The organism is Streptomyces sp. NPDC043861, assembly GCF_056435905.1.
This window is the reverse complement of record NZ_JBWKDP010000024.1, coordinates 1-15,710: the sequence shown is the minus strand read 5'-3', so window position 1 is coordinate 15,710 and position 15,710 is coordinate 1. Positions and strand designations below refer to the sequence as shown.

At 66.8% G+C, this 15,710-nt stretch carries 18 protein-coding genes and 1 riboswitch; of the genes, 11 read left to right on the top strand and 7 right to left on the bottom strand.

Annotated features, from left to right (window positions below; translation table 11 throughout):
- Window positions 1-79 precede the first annotated feature (79 nt).
- The 3 genes from AC068D_RS35155 (at window position 80) to AC068D_RS35145 (ending at window position 3,145) form a co-directional block, all read left to right on the top strand.
- A complete protein-coding gene (locus tag AC068D_RS35155) occupies window positions 80-982 on the top strand; it encodes a hypothetical protein (protein WP_478827213.1) in 903 nt (300 codons plus the stop codon).
- Window positions 983-1,272: 290 nt separating this feature from the next.
- Complete coding sequence (locus tag AC068D_RS35150; protein WP_478827212.1) at window positions 1,273-1,449, top strand: hypothetical protein; 177 nt, start codon at window positions 1,273-1,275, stop codon at window positions 1,447-1,449.
- Window positions 1,450-1,870: 421 nt separating this feature from the next.
- A complete protein-coding gene (locus tag AC068D_RS35145; protein WP_478827229.1) occupies window positions 1,871-3,145 on the top strand; it encodes an acyltransferase family protein in 1,275 nt (424 codons plus the stop codon).
- A 159-nt stretch (window positions 3,146-3,304) separates the two neighbouring features.
- Here the strand turns inward: AC068D_RS35145 and AC068D_RS35140 are convergent, their stop codons facing one another.
- Window positions 3,305-3,895: an RICIN domain-containing protein gene (locus AC068D_RS35140; protein WP_478827211.1), complete on the bottom strand. Its 591-nt coding sequence runs from the start codon at window positions 3,893-3,895 to the stop codon at window positions 3,305-3,307.
- Window positions 3,896-4,013: 118 nt separating this feature from the next.
- Between AC068D_RS35140 and AC068D_RS35135 the strand changes: the two genes are divergently transcribed.
- On the top strand, window positions 4,014-4,706 hold the full coding sequence (locus tag AC068D_RS35135; protein WP_478827210.1) for a recombinase family protein: 693 nt from the start codon (window positions 4,014-4,016) through the stop codon (window positions 4,704-4,706).
- Here the strand turns inward: AC068D_RS35135 and AC068D_RS35130 are convergent.
- Window positions 4,640-5,521 carry a MerR family transcriptional regulator gene (locus AC068D_RS35130; protein ID WP_478827209.1) on the bottom strand — a complete coding sequence of 294 codons (882 nt, stop codon included), beginning with the start codon at window positions 5,519-5,521 and terminating at the stop codon, window positions 4,640-4,642. The genes AC068D_RS35135 and AC068D_RS35130 overlap by 67 nt on opposite strands.
- A 264-nt stretch (window positions 5,522-5,785) precedes the next feature.
- Window positions 5,786-6,112, bottom strand: a complete 327-nt coding sequence (locus AC068D_RS35125; protein WP_478827208.1) for a TfoX/Sxy family protein — start codon at window positions 6,110-6,112, stop codon at window positions 5,786-5,788.
- A 145-nt stretch (window positions 6,113-6,257) separates the two neighbouring features.
- On the opposite strand from AC068D_RS35125, the gene AC068D_RS35120 reads away from it, so the two are divergent.
- From AC068D_RS35120 to AC068D_RS35105, 4 genes are all read left to right on the top strand, one after another.
- On the top strand, window positions 6,258-6,656 hold the full coding sequence (locus AC068D_RS35120) for a VOC family protein (protein ID WP_478827207.1): 399 nt from the start codon (window positions 6,258-6,260) through the stop codon (window positions 6,654-6,656).
- A gap of 157 nt (window positions 6,657-6,813) precedes the next feature.
- Window positions 6,814-7,221, top strand: a complete 408-nt coding sequence (locus tag AC068D_RS35115) for a VOC family protein (protein WP_478827206.1) — start codon at window positions 6,814-6,816, stop codon at window positions 7,219-7,221.
- A 32-nt stretch (window positions 7,222-7,253) separates the two neighbouring features.
- Window positions 7,254-7,676, top strand: a complete 423-nt coding sequence (locus AC068D_RS35110) for a nuclear transport factor 2 family protein (protein ID WP_478827205.1) — start codon at window positions 7,254-7,256, stop codon at window positions 7,674-7,676.
- Window positions 7,677-7,861: 185 nt separating this feature from the next.
- A riboswitch (guanidine-III (ykkC-III) riboswitch) is annotated at window positions 7,862-7,921 on the bottom strand.
- 775 nt (window positions 7,922-8,696) lie between these two features.
- Window positions 8,697-9,038 carry a hypothetical protein gene (locus AC068D_RS35105; RefSeq protein ID WP_478827204.1) on the top strand — a complete coding sequence of 114 codons (342 nt, stop codon included), beginning with the start codon at window positions 8,697-8,699 and terminating at the stop codon, window positions 9,036-9,038.
- A 687-nt stretch (window positions 9,039-9,725) separates the two neighbouring features.
- On the opposite strand, the gene AC068D_RS35100 is transcribed toward AC068D_RS35105, so the two are convergent.
- Both AC068D_RS35100 and AC068D_RS35095 read right to left on the bottom strand, forming a co-directional pair.
- A complete protein-coding gene (locus AC068D_RS35100) occupies window positions 9,726-10,634 on the bottom strand; it encodes a pentapeptide repeat-containing protein (protein WP_478827203.1) in 909 nt (302 codons plus the stop codon).
- Window positions 10,635-11,082: 448 nt separating this feature from the next.
- Window positions 11,083-11,670 carry a TetR/AcrR family transcriptional regulator gene (locus AC068D_RS35095; protein WP_478827202.1) on the bottom strand — a complete coding sequence of 196 codons (588 nt, stop codon included), beginning with the start codon at window positions 11,668-11,670 and terminating at the stop codon, window positions 11,083-11,085.
- Window positions 11,671-12,097: 427 nt separating this feature from the next.
- Here AC068D_RS35095 and AC068D_RS35090 point away from each other — a divergent pair, with 427 nt between their 5' ends.
- Window positions 12,098-12,544, top strand: coding sequence for a DUF6069 family protein (locus tag AC068D_RS35090; RefSeq protein WP_478827201.1), 447 nt, complete (start codon window positions 12,098-12,100; stop codon window positions 12,542-12,544).
- Between the two features lie 374 nt (window positions 12,545-12,918).
- Window positions 12,919-13,266 carry a hypothetical protein gene (locus tag AC068D_RS35085; RefSeq protein ID WP_478827200.1) on the top strand — a complete coding sequence of 116 codons (348 nt, stop codon included), beginning with the start codon at window positions 12,919-12,921 and terminating at the stop codon, window positions 13,264-13,266.
- Between the two features lie 400 nt (window positions 13,267-13,666).
- Here the strand turns inward: AC068D_RS35085 and AC068D_RS35080 are convergent, their stop codons facing one another.
- Together AC068D_RS35080 and AC068D_RS35075 are read right to left on the bottom strand one after the other, a co-directional pair.
- Window positions 13,667-14,149, bottom strand: a complete 483-nt coding sequence (locus AC068D_RS35080; protein WP_478827199.1) for a WapI family immunity protein — start codon at window positions 14,147-14,149, stop codon at window positions 13,667-13,669.
- 55 nt (window positions 14,150-14,204) lie between these two features.
- Complete coding sequence (locus AC068D_RS35075; protein ID WP_478827198.1) at window positions 14,205-14,519, bottom strand: transposase; 315 nt, start codon at window positions 14,517-14,519, stop codon at window positions 14,205-14,207.
- A 224-nt stretch (window positions 14,520-14,743) separates the two neighbouring features.
- Here AC068D_RS35075 and AC068D_RS35070 point away from each other — a divergent pair, with 224 nt between their 5' ends.
- On the top strand, window positions 14,744-15,127 hold the full coding sequence (locus AC068D_RS35070) for an ASCH domain-containing protein (protein ID WP_478827197.1): 384 nt from the start codon (window positions 14,744-14,746) through the stop codon (window positions 15,125-15,127).
- Window positions 15,128-15,710 lie beyond the last annotated feature (583 nt).

Below are 15,710 nucleotides of genomic sequence, written 5' to 3'. Positions count from 1 at the left end.
GACGCGTCTAGTGCCGTAGCAGGCAACGTTTGCCCTGTTGTGATGTGACGCGCCGTCCCGGTGCTGTGCCGGGCGGCGCGTGGCCGTCACCCTGTCCGGGCGGCAGAACGTGCTCTACGCATTCGCATACGACAGGGGGATGGACGTGTCACGGCGGCGCACGCACCAGGTCATCAGGGGAGTCTGCGCGACGGCAGTGCTCCTGTTGACGGCCGCATGCAGCAGCGGCGACGCCCCGCAAGGCGAATCCGTCGGCAAGCAGTCGCCGGACGCCGCACCCAAGCGCACCAGTTACGAGCCACCGCGCTCCTTCAGCCGCAGTCAGCCCGTCCCCCTGCCCGAGGACGCCGGCAACGGCAAGATCACTCTCGGTGGGGTCATCGCGCGCCCGCTGCCCATCACCCTTTACCGGACCACCGCCTATATTGCGGCCGAGAACCATCTGCTTGCCGTTGACACCACTACCGGGGAGCATCTGGCCAAGGTGCGCCCCCGGCATGAGGTATTGAACGAGCCGAACGAATTCTCCAGTGAGAACCCGGCCGAGGCACCTGCTCTCGGCACGGCAGGCTCCAAGACGCAAGTCATCGTGCCCTTCCTGGTCAGGATTTCCGGCTCTGGCACCACCGCTGGCCACAACGCAGTCGAGATCACGGGCGTGGACGCTGAGGCCGCCAAGAAGTTATGGAGCACGCAGGTCAACCTGCCGGAGTGGGCCCAGGACTCCTACAGTCGGCTCACCACCACGGCGGTTGGCGCGGACAACGGCATCGCCGTCGTCCAAGTCTCGGACGGTGAGCATGCTGTCACTTACGCCGTGAACCTGACCACCCACAAGAAGCTGTGGACCAAGAACTTTGCCGCTTCCTCGGTCACCGGTGACGTCGTCGTCGGTCTGGACAGCCGAGTGACACCAACCAACAGCACGCGACAGGCGTCGACCTCAACACCGGCGCATCACGGTGGACCAGCCAGCAAGTAGGCTACGGGTCATCCACAAGCCCCGCCGGCCCCAACCTCGCACTGTTCACCGGCCGCGACTATGGCGACGGGGACGACTTCGCCCAACTCCTTGACGCCCGTACCGGGAAGGTCGCCAGCACCGTCGACGGCGGCACCAGCGCCCTGAGCTGCACCTACGCCGGGAAATCCGTCACGGTCTGCTATTCCCCTCGGGGCGAGCGAGTCTTCGGCGTCGACGCCGACAGCGCCGACCTGCGCTGGCAGCTCCCGGACCGCGCCCACGCCCGCGTCGCGCCCGACGTCAGCGCCGTGCACAACGGCATCGTCTACGGCATTACCGAGAACGGGCCGATCCTCCTGAACGCCCAGACCGGCGCCGACATCAACGCCTCACCCAAGCTCGCTCCCTCGGTCGTCAACGGGTATACCGGGATCGCCCTGGATGACGACAAGAACAACGTCGTCGCCTACCGCACCACCGGCTGACCCGGAGAGCCACGCACAGTCGGCTCCCTCCCGGAGAGGCCCGAAACCTTACCGCGCCAGTGGTCACTCCTGGGCGAGTCCCGGCCTGAGGTCCTGTCACATCGCGCACATGCATGCGTCGCCAAAGTCCGGGTCAGCACCAGCATATGGCCGCGACAGGTCGGAAGGGTCGAGTAACGCCTCGATTGGATGAGAGCGGTTACCGGGCGAGCACCAGGGCCCGGCAAGCTGGCGTGTGTCGCGCTGGACGCGGTCACCGGCCCGCAGGTCTTGCGGTCCGGGGCCCGCGGGTCGTCGGCAGATGCCGCGGGAGCTGCTGATCGGCCCGCTCCAATTGCTCCCGGTCATCGACTCCGAAGCGTATCGGTGGATGATCGACGTGTAGTTGAACAGCAGCGAGAGGCGGGACGTGATGATGAGTATGGAACTCCCACCCCCCGTCTCTCCGCCGCTTGAGCGGCTGCCCTCCGTACCACCACGATTACCTGCGTCTGGCCCGCCGACCTCTACGTCGCGGTTGGGCTGGTTAGACGCGTTGCGCGGCCTAGCGGCACTTGTGGTGGTGTTCGATCACTCGTCGTACGCTTTTATGGCGGAGTTACGGCGGGAGCTGATGCCGGAGTTCAACACCAGCCGGTACGGCATCATGGTGTTTTTCCTTGTGAGCGGTTACATCATCCCTGCGTCGCTTGAGCGCCGGGGCTGTGTCAGGACTTTCTGGATCGGCCGTGTCTTCCGTATGTACCCGCTGTGGGTGGCTGTCGTGGTGCCGGTCCTCGTTCTCAAGCTGGTGGGCATCGCGGAGCTTCGCGCCGACTTCGATCGGCAGAGCCCCGTCACGGTGGCGGTCTCCCATGTCACCTTGCTGCAAGAGTTGCTGGGGACGCCCAATCTCCTTCTTGTCCTGTGGACGCTCTCGTATGAGATGGCCTTCTACCTGCTGGTCGTAGCCCTTTTCACGGTTCGCTTGCACCAGCGGTCGGCAGCGGTCGCCGTCACCTTGGCCGTGCTCGCTGCCGCGAGCGTGACGGCAGGGTTCGTGCTGCCGAACTCCGCCCTCTCGGGCGCGGTCGGCACCGGCCCGCTGGTCGCGATGGCCTCGATCACGATGGTGGTGGCCATCTGCTCTGCGAGCGCTGGGTCGTCCGCGCTTCGCGTGTTCGGGGGTGTGTTGGGCGGGCTTCTGGCGCTCGTCCTTGTCCTTTTCAACGGCACGGTCCCCATGTGGGAGGGCCTGGTGATCCTCGCCGTGATGTTCCTCGGCACCGCCGTCTATCGGGCCGAGAATGGTCAGCACTCCTGGCGGTTCGCTGCGTGCGCAGCCGTCGTGGTGGTCGCCTGCGCCGTGGGGAGTGCGTACTGGCACGGCGACGGGTCTCATTTCACACGGCGCGGTTGGATCGTGGCATTCCTTCTCGCGGTGCTCACCTTCGGTGCCGGGCTGGCGTTGCGCCGCCGGCGGATACCGCGGTGGCTGATCGGGCTGGGAACGATCAGTTACTCGGTATACCTGGTGCATCCGCTGCTGCTGGCGGTGAGTGACGGCACGATCGGCCGGTGGCAGCGGGACAATCTCGTGCTCGAAGCGGCTTTCTACACCGTGCTGCTGCCGCTGTGCGTGCTGACCTACCGATACATCGAAGCGCCGAGCCAAACATGGGGCCGGAAGCTGGCACGGCGCGTACCGCCGCCGTGACGATGCCCTGAAGTGTCTGCCTGGAGCAAGTCATGACGCCCCGGACCAATCAAGGTCCGGGGCGTCATGACGGCAAGTTCCGAGGGTGGAATCGCGCACGCTAGCCAGTGGGGCCGGGCCGCGCCCAGGGGACGCGAGCCTGAACCAGCGACCTCTCGGTCACTCGTCGATAAGCTTCCAACCCTGGTTCTTCGACCCGTCGCAGGGGAATTGGGCGGCCTGCGCGCCATTCGCGGTACTCGCGCCCGAAATACCCAGGCACAGGCCGCTCTTGCGGTTCTTGAGCGCGTAGACCCCCGCAGGGTAGTCACCCGATCTCAGCTGCCAGTCCTGGTTGGTGTCCCCGGCGGGATTTGCCTGGATGGCTGCCGCGCCAGCCGCGGTGCTGGCGCCATTAATACCGAGATTCTTGCGTGAGTGGACGTTCTCGAAGCTGAACCAGGTGGCGGCGCCGCCGTTGACGGCGGTCCAGTTCTGGGCGGCTACTAAGTCGCCACCCGACCCGGCCAGGGGTTGCTGGACGATCTTTGCGCCGTTGGCGGTGCTGCCGCCCGAGGGCTGCAGCATCTTCCCGGACTTGTAGTTCATGAACCCGTACTTACCGTCACCTGTGTCCAATACAGTCAATGGCGAGGGCCTGACGTCATCCTTCTGCGGCGCCTGGGCGTGAGCGACCGTTGGACCGGCCACCGTCATCAGCGCTCCGGCCAGAACCGCTGCGACGGTATTCCTGGTGAGTGTTGTGAGCACGCTACTTCTCCTTACGCGGTGGTGCCTTTCGCATTACCGGCAAGTAGTCAATCAAGTGTTCGGGGCGCTCGCTAGATCATTTATTCGCCTAGGCCAAAATCGCCTACTTGACGAGGGCATGCACTACCCTCGCCCGGGATTCATGAACAAGATCGGAAAGTTGAGGTATGACTGGATCGACGCTGGATCATGTACGTACAACGGTGTCAGAAAGTCGGAGTGCTCAAGAGCTGCCGCTTTCGTACGATCTCGCGGGCGCAGACACCTGACGACGACACCGCCGATCTCCTTGCCCCCGTCCCCGCCGCACGCAGCGGCGCCCTCGTCGGGTAGGCCCGCGTCCAACCAAGGGGCAACTGCTCAACCGGCACATCCACGCACTCACCGAAGCCGGGTTTATCCGGATCTTCGCCGACACGAAGTCCGGCAAGAACACCGAACACGAGGAACTGTGGAGGGCCCTCGACTTCCTCCGCCAGGCGACACGCTCGTCGTCCCGTCGCTGGACCGGCTCGGCCGCTCCATCCAGGACCTCATCGTCTCCGGCCTACGCAAGCGCGGCATCGGCTTCACCTCGCTGACACGAGGCGCTCGACACGACCACGCCCGTCGGGCACCTGGTCTTCCATGTACAACCGTTGGCCTGAGCACTTGGTCTCGGTCGCATAGCGCAATGCGCGCGGCTCGGGGTACGAGTGGTGGGGCGTGGTGGCTGATGGTGTGGCTGTTTTGGCCGGGGAGGGTTCAGTCCTGGGCGGCGAGTTCTTCTGCTAGTTCCATGCATCGCAGGCGGGCCGGAGGCAGGTCGTAGGGCATCTTGCCGACCGCTTCGAGGGCACTCATCCACCTTCCCTCCTTCGTCCCCGCAGTGTCAGCGGCCGTTTCCCTTCCCCCGGCGCTGCGGGGGTGGAGTTCTTCATAGGCGTCGAACAGTGCCTCGCAGTCGTCCTCCAGACTCGTCTCCTCGATCACGCGCAACAGGGCGCGCTCGAAGGCGTGCCGCTGGGCTGCCACCTGGGCAACGCGCGGGTCGTCCACGGCGACGCTGTCGTCGAGGGCTTCCTCCGCGGCGTCGAGGCGGTCGGATTCCTCCCGTAGGTCGGGGTGGGTGGCCAGGACGATGAAGCGGTCAGCAGTAATTGCCGCTCCGAGTGGGCCGAAGATCTGCTCGTTGACGAGCAGGGTGTCCAGATCCGTCTGGTGCAGCGATGCGAGGGGCAGGTTCTTGAGGCGGTGGGTGACCAGGGGGGAGAGCAGGCCCAGTCGGCTGCCCTCGGAGCGCATGCGCTGTACGGCGGTACGCTGGCGGCGCAGGACGGCCTCTTGGGCCGCCAGGGTCTCCTCCAGGCTGGCCAGGGCGTTCTCGATGCCGCTGTCGCCGCCGGGTGCATCGGCGAAGGCGTCGCGGATGTCGTCCAGGGCGATCCCGGCGTCGGCCATCTTGCGGATCCACAGCAGCCGGATCATGTCCTGGTAGCCGTAGCGGCGGCGGTCGTCGCCACCCCGTTCAGGCTCGGGGAGCAGACCGATCTCGTGATAGTGCCGGATCGCCCGCGGCGTCGTGCCGGCGAAGGCCGCCGCGTCACCAATCTTTACCTGGCGCGGTGGGACGAAGGACGAGTGCATGAGCAGGGCCTTTCAGCGGGGGACGGCTCCACCTGACCACATGCCGTTGCGGAAGATGCAACCCTTGCCAGGCAAGCCGGCGGGATCACCCCGCCGACCTCGGCCGGGGCCCAAGCCAACGCCGCATCTTCTGGCCGCGAGCAGCTTTCAGTGCGCAGCCCTCCGCGCCCGGCCGGGAGGGTGAACCAACGCTGCCGCAGGCTCTGGCCGTTGCCGCTGGTCGTGCGCCCCCTGGACCGTCCGCCTCGCCCCCGCACCCGGGGGTTACTTCGGCGGAAGTGCGGCAGCGGCCTTCTGCCCCAGTTGCAGCCAGTCGTCCAGGACGTGGTCGTCGAGGACTTCTCCCGCCACGATCACCCAGCCCTTCGAGATCCGGCCGCGGACCTCGAAGGGCCGCGCGCCGGGCTGCGCGAGGGCCTGTGGGGTGTCGTCCGGGGCGACTCGAACCAGCAGTTCGTCGCCGACCACGCCGACCGCCGTGTTCCCCCGCACCGTGAAGACGAGCCCTCCGAACATCTTCTTCGCGACGACCTCGTCGCCCTCCTCCAGCAGCTCCCGGACCCGCTCCGCCAGCACCTCGTCATACGCCATGGCCTCACGTTACCCACGCTTCACGGCACCCCATTCGCGGAACCCCCACCATGAGCCATATAGGACATTAGCTGTCCTACTGGCTCGTTACGGTCGGTTCCAGAGGGCGGAAACCGCCGAGCCCACCCCATCAGAGGAGAAGACCATGGTCGACACATCTGCCGGCAGCGCCGTGAGCGGCAAGGTCCTGTCGCACGCGATCTGGGCCGAGGACGGGCACCGGCTCGCGGAGTTCTACGCCGCCGCCCTCGGCACGCAGGTCTCCGAGCCGTACCGGGACGAGGACGGCAACCCGGCGGCCTTCCCCGTGTGGGTCGGCGACATGATGTACGTCTTCTGGTCCGCCACGTCGTTCAAGGCCCCGACCTGGCCGAGGGACGAACTCGCCTTCCACATGGACATCAGGTTCGACGACGTCGAGGCGGCGGAGAAGCGGCTCCTCGGGCTGGGCGCCACCAAGCCCGCCCACCAGCCGGGCGGGGACCACTGGACCGTCCTGCTCGACCCCTCCGGCCAGCCCTTCTGCATCAGCAGCACCCGCTGACAGCCCCAGCCGCTCACAGCGGCTGCTTCACCAAGACGGCGGCCCCCGGAGTGCACCCCCGCCCCGACCGGCGGAGATCAGGAACCGCGGGGCGCCCGGCGCACGCCGGTCCCGCGCTCGCACCCTGGTGAAGGCCGCACCCGACCATGGAGGATTCATGCCGTTCGCTCCCTGCCTGAGTGTCAAGGACACCGCGGCAAGCATCGCGTTCTACAAGCAGCTCGGCTTCGACGTCGATTCCAGCACCGCCCGCCCCGGCGACGACATCCACATGCTGCTTTACCAGGGCGGATTCTGCGCCATGCTCTACAGCAACGCCGACCTGAAGAACTGGCTGCCCAGCCTGGCCGACACCCCCATCGGCTTCGCCGGCATGTTCTACCTGGGCGTGGACGACTTCGACGGTGTTCACGACCGCATCTCCCGGCACGCGGAAATCATCAAGGACACCGACACCGACCACACCGGCCAGCGCATCTTCTACTTCCGCGACCCGGATGGCTACGTCATCGGCATCAACGACCAAGCCGCCCTCCAGGCCAGCGAACTCGGCAAATATGCCTGACCCGGGCTCTGGACAACAGACAGACCAGAGCCATGAACAGCGACGAGCTCGTGCACGAGTGGGTCGACGCCTACAGCGACCAGGACTTCGACCGGTTCGGGGACCTGTATACCGAGGACACCACCTACGAGTGCCCGCCTTCGGGCTCGCCTTTCACCGGCCGGGACGCCTTTGTGCGCCACCTGCAGGAGTACGCCGGTGCCGTTCCCGACCGGAAGTTCACCATCAAGCGGATCATCGCCGACGCAGACGCCATCGCCGTCGAATTCGCTTCGAGGGAACCAGCTCCGGGGTACACCCGGGCCTGCCTCCGGCGGGAGAGCCTGTCACCGTCAGTTTCTGCTCGGTCCTGCAGCTGCGCGGGGACCGGATCGCCTCGCAGACCGACTACCTCGGCGGACAGTGACCTCCCCCTGAAGGCACAGACGCGGTTTCGGGTGCCCGCCGGACCGTAGCCCCGGTCGTTCACCACCGCCGCCACTGGCCGGAAAACCGGCCATAACCAGGCACCTTCAGGATTCCCCTGGCTCGAAGCGCGGTTCGGCGAGGGGCCGGCGCGGTCCGGCGCCCCCGTCTGGGGGCTTCGCCCGCGGGAGCGCCCGACCATGTCACGGCCGACGTCCTGCCCCGTCGGCACCCCCGCGCGTCGTCTTGGCGGGCCGGGTACGGCGCACATCTCGTCCGGGGCATGCACGTACGAGCCTCCAAGGCGACGCTAACACCGACAGCCGGGTCGATCAGGTGCCCATCGCAGCCGAGAAGCAGACGCCGCCCACCCTGGCAATTGGGCTGAGGTAACGGTCCGTTCCGTAAAGTTCAGTGGATCGGCCGACGCCCCATGGTCGGAGGAAGCCGTCGCGCATTCCTCATGTGCGACATCCCGTGAGTTCCTCTGGGCGCCTTGCCGACTTGCGGTGCGCTGCCTCCAGCAGCGGGCAGGCTGCCCCGCCACGCAGGCGCCTGGGTGCGGTGGTGACCCACAGTTCCTGAATGTCACCGGCCTGAAGTGCTTTCAGATGTCCGGCGGTCAGGGCCCGGTGAGTGGTCAGCCAGCGCTCCAGGGCACGGCCGGTCGGCGGCGTGGACGATCGGGTGCCACTGGCCGCGCACACGCAGGGCTGGTGGGGCGGATCCGGGGGCTGGCAGACAAAGCGGGGACGTTTCGGTCGGCACGCCGACGTGCTGACCAGGAAATTCAAGGTTCTCGGAAGGTTTGTTCCAGGTTGGAGGCCGATGCTGTTCTGCGGGGGCGCAGAACCGGGTGGTGCTCCGGGACGAGCCAGGACGTGTCCCGGACATGCTCTGGATCTGGCCCGGACCAGATCAGCTGGACAAGATCTGTGCAGCTGCACCGCAACAGGGCGGGCGGCTGTCCGACTGGCTACGCACACAGGAGGAAACCCGTGATGAGGAAGGTCAAGAGTCTGGTTGCAGCTGGCTTAACTGCTGCCTGTACCGGGGCTCTAATGCTGCCGATGACCCAGGCGCACGCCGCGGCCTCCGCCGCGAGCTGCGAGCTCTTCGCGAATGAGCCCTTCTACCGCCAGCCCACGGTCTACGCCACGGGTGGCCTGTCCTGCGGCGATCGATTTGCAGACCTGCACGTCACCGTCTCCATCGTCAGGGATGGCAGCAACGCGGGGCTCACGAACAACTACAGTCTGGCCGGCAACTACATCGATGACACCGCCGCGGCCACCAACAGGGCGGGAGACCAGAAGTGGTGCACGCGCGTGGAAGGCAAGCACCGAATCCCCGGCAGCACGAGCTACCGCTACTACGGGCCGATCGAAAGATGTGAATACAGGGGGTTCTAGCCTCGACATATCGTGACGGCTCGTCAGTTCAACTGGAAGCCGCTGTCCCTGCGGTCGCCGATCGGAGACTCCCCGTATCGACGAGCGGGGGGGCAAGTGCACGAGCATCTCGGGCTGGGGCCCTCGGACGCTGTCCGAGGGCCCCGCACTGCGTCAGCGTTCCGGACACGTTGGGTCAGCGTGTGAGGGGCGGCCCTGAGCGGCCCTGGCTCGGCGGCTGGTAGCGAAGCTCCCGCTGTGCGCGCCGGGCGTGCTCGGCGATGACACGGCCTCAGCTGCCAGACGGCGGCGAGCGGTGACCCACAGCGGGACGCTGGCCGAGCCGCAGCGGTACGCCTCCACCTGCGCTGCGCGGGGAGACCGTCGTGGAACCCTTGCGGGGATCAGTGTCCCCAAGCGGGAAGGTGTCCACCAAACGAAGCAAGATCAGCCACCACCGTCTCCGGGACTCCTGCATCCCCTACATCGCGCGCACGCGGACGCTCAAACCACCGGCGGTAGATAGGGACGTGCGGAACTGGCGTCCAGCGGCGGCAGAGGGGTTCCTTGGTCGGACCGTTCAGCTCATGGGCCCTCCAGCATCTGCATGTGTACAAGGTCCGCGCCACGGATGCCTCCGTTTCGCCGGTCCCTATAGGCCTAGTCAGGCGTGGCCAACCTGGGTTATGAGAAGTGAGCGGCTGCTGGTCACGGTGGATCGGCTTCAGCCGAGTTGGTGTCTTCTCTATACTTCTGTATGCGGGGGTCCCCGGCCAGGTAGTCGGGCAGCTCGGTTTCATCAGTGATCCGGGGGCCGGTCAGGGGAAGGGCTCCGCCGGTGAGCTGGTCAACCGTCAGGTTCTTCGCTGCTCCGAGGTCCGCACCGCTCAGGTCTGCAAAGCTGAGGGCTGTTCCCTTGAGGTCTGCCCCGTGGAGCAACGCGTCTTTCAGGTTGGCACGTGCGAGAGAAGTGCTGCGAAAGTTCGCCCAGCCGAGACCGGCGCCGGCGAGATTCGCGCCTTCCAGGTCGGCCTGACTCCAGTCCGCGTCTGCGAAGTTCACTTTGCGCAGGTCAGCAGCAACCAGCTCTGCTTTGGTAAGGATTGTGCCGTGGAACACTGCCTCTCGCAGATCAGCGCCGCGGAGGTCGGCTTCGCTGAGGTTCGCGGCGTCGAAGCGCGCCTTGCGGTAGGCGCCGGCGAACGGTGGCATCAAAGCGTCCTGCCACCCGAGCGTAGGGAGAGCTAGCCAACCGCGGAGATCCGCTTTGCGTAGGTTCAGGATTCCGTCGTGGTCTTTCGCGGTGTCACGTGTCCGCAGGACGTCGAGTGCTGCTGCGGTGTCCGCTGTGTCGGCTGGGCGTTCGTCGGGCATCTTCTGCCCCTTGCCGGACGCGGGGGAGTGCACGCGGATGTAGGAGCTGAGGATGCGGACAATGGCCGGCTGGTCGCGGGGGGAGTCGTTCATGATGCGTTGGAGTGCGTAGGTGCCGCCGAGGCGGACGTCTTCGGAGTCGTCGCCGAGGTTGGTGATGGCGTTGTTGCAACGGTCGGTGATCTGCCCTTTGCGGGTGAGCTCGATGGTTCCTGGGATTGGGTGAGGCTGGTGGCGGTGCACAGCAGCGCCAGCGCGGCGGCGACGCCGGGGACGAGGGTGGCGAGGGCCATGCCCCATTGGGCGCGCAGTGCGCGTTGCTTACGTCGGTCGGCGCGTTCTGCGTCGGTCTCTGCGGTGAGCCGGGCGATGCGTTCGGCACGGCGGGCTGCTCGGTGGCGGCTGAGGGCGTCGAGCGGGCGGTGGCCAACTGGCTCGGGGGTTGCCGGCGGTTGTGGTGCCGGGCGAGGCGTTCGCGTCTCTGGTCCGGCTCTGCCGCGGCGGAGCGGCGGTTTCCTCGCTGTCCGGTGCGGGTGTGCTCACAGTTTCCCCAAGCCTGTTCCGGGCGGGTTCCATCCTAGGAACCCGGGCACCCTCGCGTACCCGGCCTCATCGCGACCCTGCGGCGGCCCGGAGAAGAATCGGGTGAAAGCTCATCAGTCTCCGGCCGGTGCCGAGGCTTTTGGGTAGTTCATGGCAGGGGGTCGGCGAGGTAGTGCTGGATGGTGGGGGCAAGGAGGTCGGTGACGGTGTCGGTGGGGAGGGTGGCGATGTCGCCGACCTGCCAGATGTAGCGGTTCATGACCATGCCGACGATCTGGGTGGCGATGAGGCTGGCGCGCAGGGTGCGTTCGGTGTCGGGCAGGCCGTGGGAGACGACGGCCAGGACGAGTTCGGAGAACAACTGCCGCAGGCGGTGCATGGCGGCGGGTTCCTGTGCGGCGGTGAGGATGATGGAACGCAGGATTTCGGCGGAGACGGGGTCTTCCCACAGGTGCAAGGTGGCCTGCACGAACGCGCGTCCCCGCTGGTGTACGGGCTGCTCGGCGGCGGCGGCCACGGCTGCGCCGAACGCCTCGGGGGGTTGCATGACCGCTTCCAGCAGCCCTGTCTTGGTGCGGAAGTAGTAGGTCACCAGACCGGGGTCGACGCCGGCGTCCTGGGCGACCGACCGCAGTGAGGTCGCCGCGTAGCCGCGGGTGGCGAAGGATCTGCGGGCGGCGGCGATGATCTTGTCTGCCTGCTCTCCGCGCTCTCCCCGGGGGCCTCGCACAGTCACACCGAATCACCTTCCGTAACAGGTCAGAGAAGGGACTTCCCCTCCGTGACAGTTTCAGCATACGCTGAAATTAGTTTCCGCATGTGAGGAAATTAGGAGGAGGTCATGCGCGCATCCTGGTGTACCTGCCCGAAGGGGGCGGCCAGGTTCCGGCGTTGCACGCCGTAGGGCCCGACCAGAAATGACCTGCTGCACCCACCGGCGCTGTCGACGAGACCGGTCCGATCGAGCCGGCTCTTCCCCAAGGGCAGCCGTATCCGCCTGGAGATCGCCAACGGCGACTCCCCGGACGTCGACGACCTGTCCCCCACTGGTACGCCACCAGGTGGGCGGGCCGCGGCCTCATCCACCAGGACGCCGACCATCCCTCCCCCTCATCCTGCCCGTCATCCGCTGACCCCCGACCTCTTCCAACGGAGCAACCATCGTGGCCACCGCATCATCTGCACCGAGACCATCCGCCCGCCGCCTCACCGAAACCAACGCTCGGGTGCTGCGACTGGCCGCCATCGGCATCGCACTCCTCGCGAACCTCGCGTACGTGCTCGTCCTCACCGACGTCGCCGGGTACGACCTCAGGACTCCTGCTGTGTTCGGCAGACCAGCCCAGTCCATCCAGATCAGCGCGGTGATCGCCGCCTCCGTCATCCCGCCGCTGCTCGGCTGGGCCCTCCTGGAGCTGCTGGAGCGATTCGTCCCGCGGCGGGCCACCCTCATCTGGGAGGCGCTCACGGCTCTGGTGCTCGTCGCCACTCTTCCCTACAACGGGGCCGGCATCACAACATCCGACCAGCTCCTGCTGGCCCTGATGCACCTGATCGTCGGCGCGGCGGTGATCCCCGCATTCGTGATCACGTCACTGCGCCGATCCTGACGCCCGGCTCAGGCTGGCCGAACAGCTCGTGGTGCCATCACCGGTGTGACCGACGGCGTCTGATTCATCAGGTACGAGCCGCACCACCTCAATGCAGAGGCTGCGGCCGAGGCCCTGCCCGGTGGCACTGCCTGGGTTGGGATGGCTCACCACCCCATCGTCACCGGCTGTGGGAAGCGGACTTTCCCGCAGTACGACGACCGGCACGAGGCGCCTGACCTGCCGTCTTGCCGACGAGCACCTCTGTGGCGCCTGCTACCGGACGACCCTCACGCCGGAGGTCCAGAAGCGCGCCTTCGAGCACGAGCAGCCGGAGCTCACCAGCGAACAGCCCCGAAAGGCGGGGCCCCACCACATCGACAGGAGGCCCCGCCATGGCCAACCTTGCTCTCCTCTACCCGATCGGTGCCGCTGTCGGCGCTACGTACGCGGCCGCCGCATGGGCCTGGCGCCGCTTCAAGGCCACGGCCCTGGACGGCGTCTACCCGGGATCCCCGCAGCACCAGGCCGCGCTCCGGTCGGTCGAGGACCGCACCGCACCCCAGTTCACGTACTGGCGGTACCTGCCGACCGCGATGCAGGCCGCCCACGACCAAGTGGCCATCGACCACGCCGACACCGACCAGGGCAGCCCACGACCGACCCCCGACCAGGGCAGCCCACGACCGACCCCCGACCAGGGCAGCCCACGACCGACGCCCGACCACCAAACGAGGAGGTGAGCCGTAGCCCTGCCTTCGGTGCCGCCCGACCGGGCGCCGCCGAAGGCAGCGTGGTGGCGCTGCGACGCCGTCGTCATCGCCGCCCTGAGGCAGCCGGGCGGTGACTGCCCCGGGGCCGCTACCTGTCCGTCCCCAGAGCGGTCATCACAACACAGTCCAGGCGGATCGGTGAGGCACAAACAGGGGGCGAGGTCGTCACGGGCCTTGACCCCTGAGCTTGGACACTCGAGACACTGATCTTGAGGAGGAGACTTTGAGGCTGGCTCACGTCAGGTGCAACGTCATCTCAGCGTTGAGCCGGTCCCGCTCGCGCGGGCTGTATGCTCCGGTGGTCTTGATGGGGCTCGTTGAAAACGGCTGTGGCGGATATTTCGTGATGGCCGCTGCCAAACGATGCTGGTCAGCGGGGCGGAAAGGACGCTAGAGCGAGATCCCACTGGTCGGCGGCGTGAAGCAGAGCATCCGTATCCACCTCTACCTCCACGGCGTACTGGTAAATGCCCGTGCTCTCGGCACCCTGCTGCCATGAGGGTGCAGCCTCCAGGGACAGGTGAATGCGGATCACCGCCACGCCCTCGCTTCGATCGGCGAGGCTGAAAGCCAGGATGGGCTCGACGAACCAGGTGTCCGGGGACAATTCGCCTTCGGCATCCTGACCGGTTACGGATACTTTCCCCGCCGCCACCGCGCGCAGCCAGGTGGTCACCTCACGGGCCTCGTCGGTCAGCAGACATGGATCAGCGAACGACCAACTGCCCTCGGGAGTCGTCACCTTTCCACTGATGACCAGCCAGTTGTCGTCGTACGAGTCTCCCCGGGTGGCGGGGAACTGGTAGCGCAGGGGGCAAAGCTCGACGCTGCTCGCGTGATCACTCAAAAGCACGATGGCAGGATGTCACATCCAGGTCGGTCGCCCCAGCTCAAGAGACTGCTCCGGGTCACGGCGGCTGGGCGAGGACGAGCGTCCGCAGGAGTGCGAAGGAGGCTCGGCCGTAGGACCGGCGTTTGATCAGCTTGATGCGGGTGACCTGGCCTTCGGCGGCGCCGGAGCTCCAGGGCAGTGTGAGGCCGTTGACTACGGCGTCGCGGTCGTTTTGGAGGAAGGCGGCGATGCCTTGGGCCGGCTGTGGTCCTTGGTCGAGGGCGCGGGCCGCCCAGATCCAGTGGGTGAGTTCGTCGGCCGCGACGTCCGGACGCCGCAGGGCGTCGGACGCCACCTTGGCCCCTGCCTCGGGCCGTGTTCGACGCAGCACGCCCGCATCCTCGGTGAGGAGGTCGACGGTGCGGTGGGTGGCAGCGGTGGGGATGCCTACGAGGGTGGAACGCCCTCGGAGGGCCGGTGAATGGCGCCTGGTCAGCAGGGGGCGACAGCAGTCAACGCTGTGACCGCGCCACCTCGTATGGTTGCGGGGAAGCAACCAATAGTGCCAAGCGATATGAATGAGGCGATAAGGCGATGTGGCCCCGAGTCAACGGTATGCGCGCTCTTGAACTGGGCACCCCCGGTGAGATACGCGAGCGGCTCAACTCATTTGTGTTGGCTGGAACAAAGTCGGCAACGACGGGTCTTCTGGGCGAGTACGCCCAGGAGACAGAGGGGCTTGAGTTCGTAGGAGAACGGCTGGCTCTGCTCGACAACACGGGTCAGGCTGTGGCGACTGTCGAGATCACAGGGGTAGAGGTCAAGCCCTTCGGCGATGTGACGTGGGAACACGCGGTGGCCGAAGGCGAGGGCGATGCCTCGCTCGATGAGTGGCGGGTGGGCCATCAACGTTTCTGGGAGCACATCGGCACGCCGGTGGCAGATCACACCCTTCTGGTGTGTCTGACGTTTCGACTTGTCGAGTCTGTTGCGAATTGAGCCGGCTCTGCCGCGGTAGTCATCCATGCAAAGTCGAACCTGGCCGCCGGCGTTCTTGAAGCTGACTGGGGAAGGCGCTGATGTCCGCGATGCTGGCCTTGTGCGGGGTCGGAACCGCCGTCACCCAAGAGGGTGTGGTGCGCCACCTGTGCTGGGCACGGCAGCCGTGGTCAGTAGGCCAGTCGTGTACGGATGGCTTGAAATGAGAGCGTGATGCGGGTGGTTGAGCATCGTGTGCGGTCACGGATGGCGTGGTCGGTGGCCGCCCGGTGGAGATCGCTGTTCCGCGGTTTTTGTGTTGGTCATCGTTGGGGCGGAGCGGGGTTGGGATGTGCTGTCTGGCAGCTCGACGGAGGCCAGAACATGTCCGTCGACAGTCAGTGCTGGCGCTGCCGGGGCCGGGGCGAGCCCGGAGAAGGGCGGGTACCCACCTGAGTTCACGTCAACTCCAACAGGCCCACAGGCCATGGGTGTCGGACGACACGGTCGCACGGCACTGGGGCGGCGGCGCATTCCCGGCCGGGTAGTGACCCACCTCTGTACCGTGCGCTGGGAGATCCCCAGGAGGACGGCCACGTTCTTC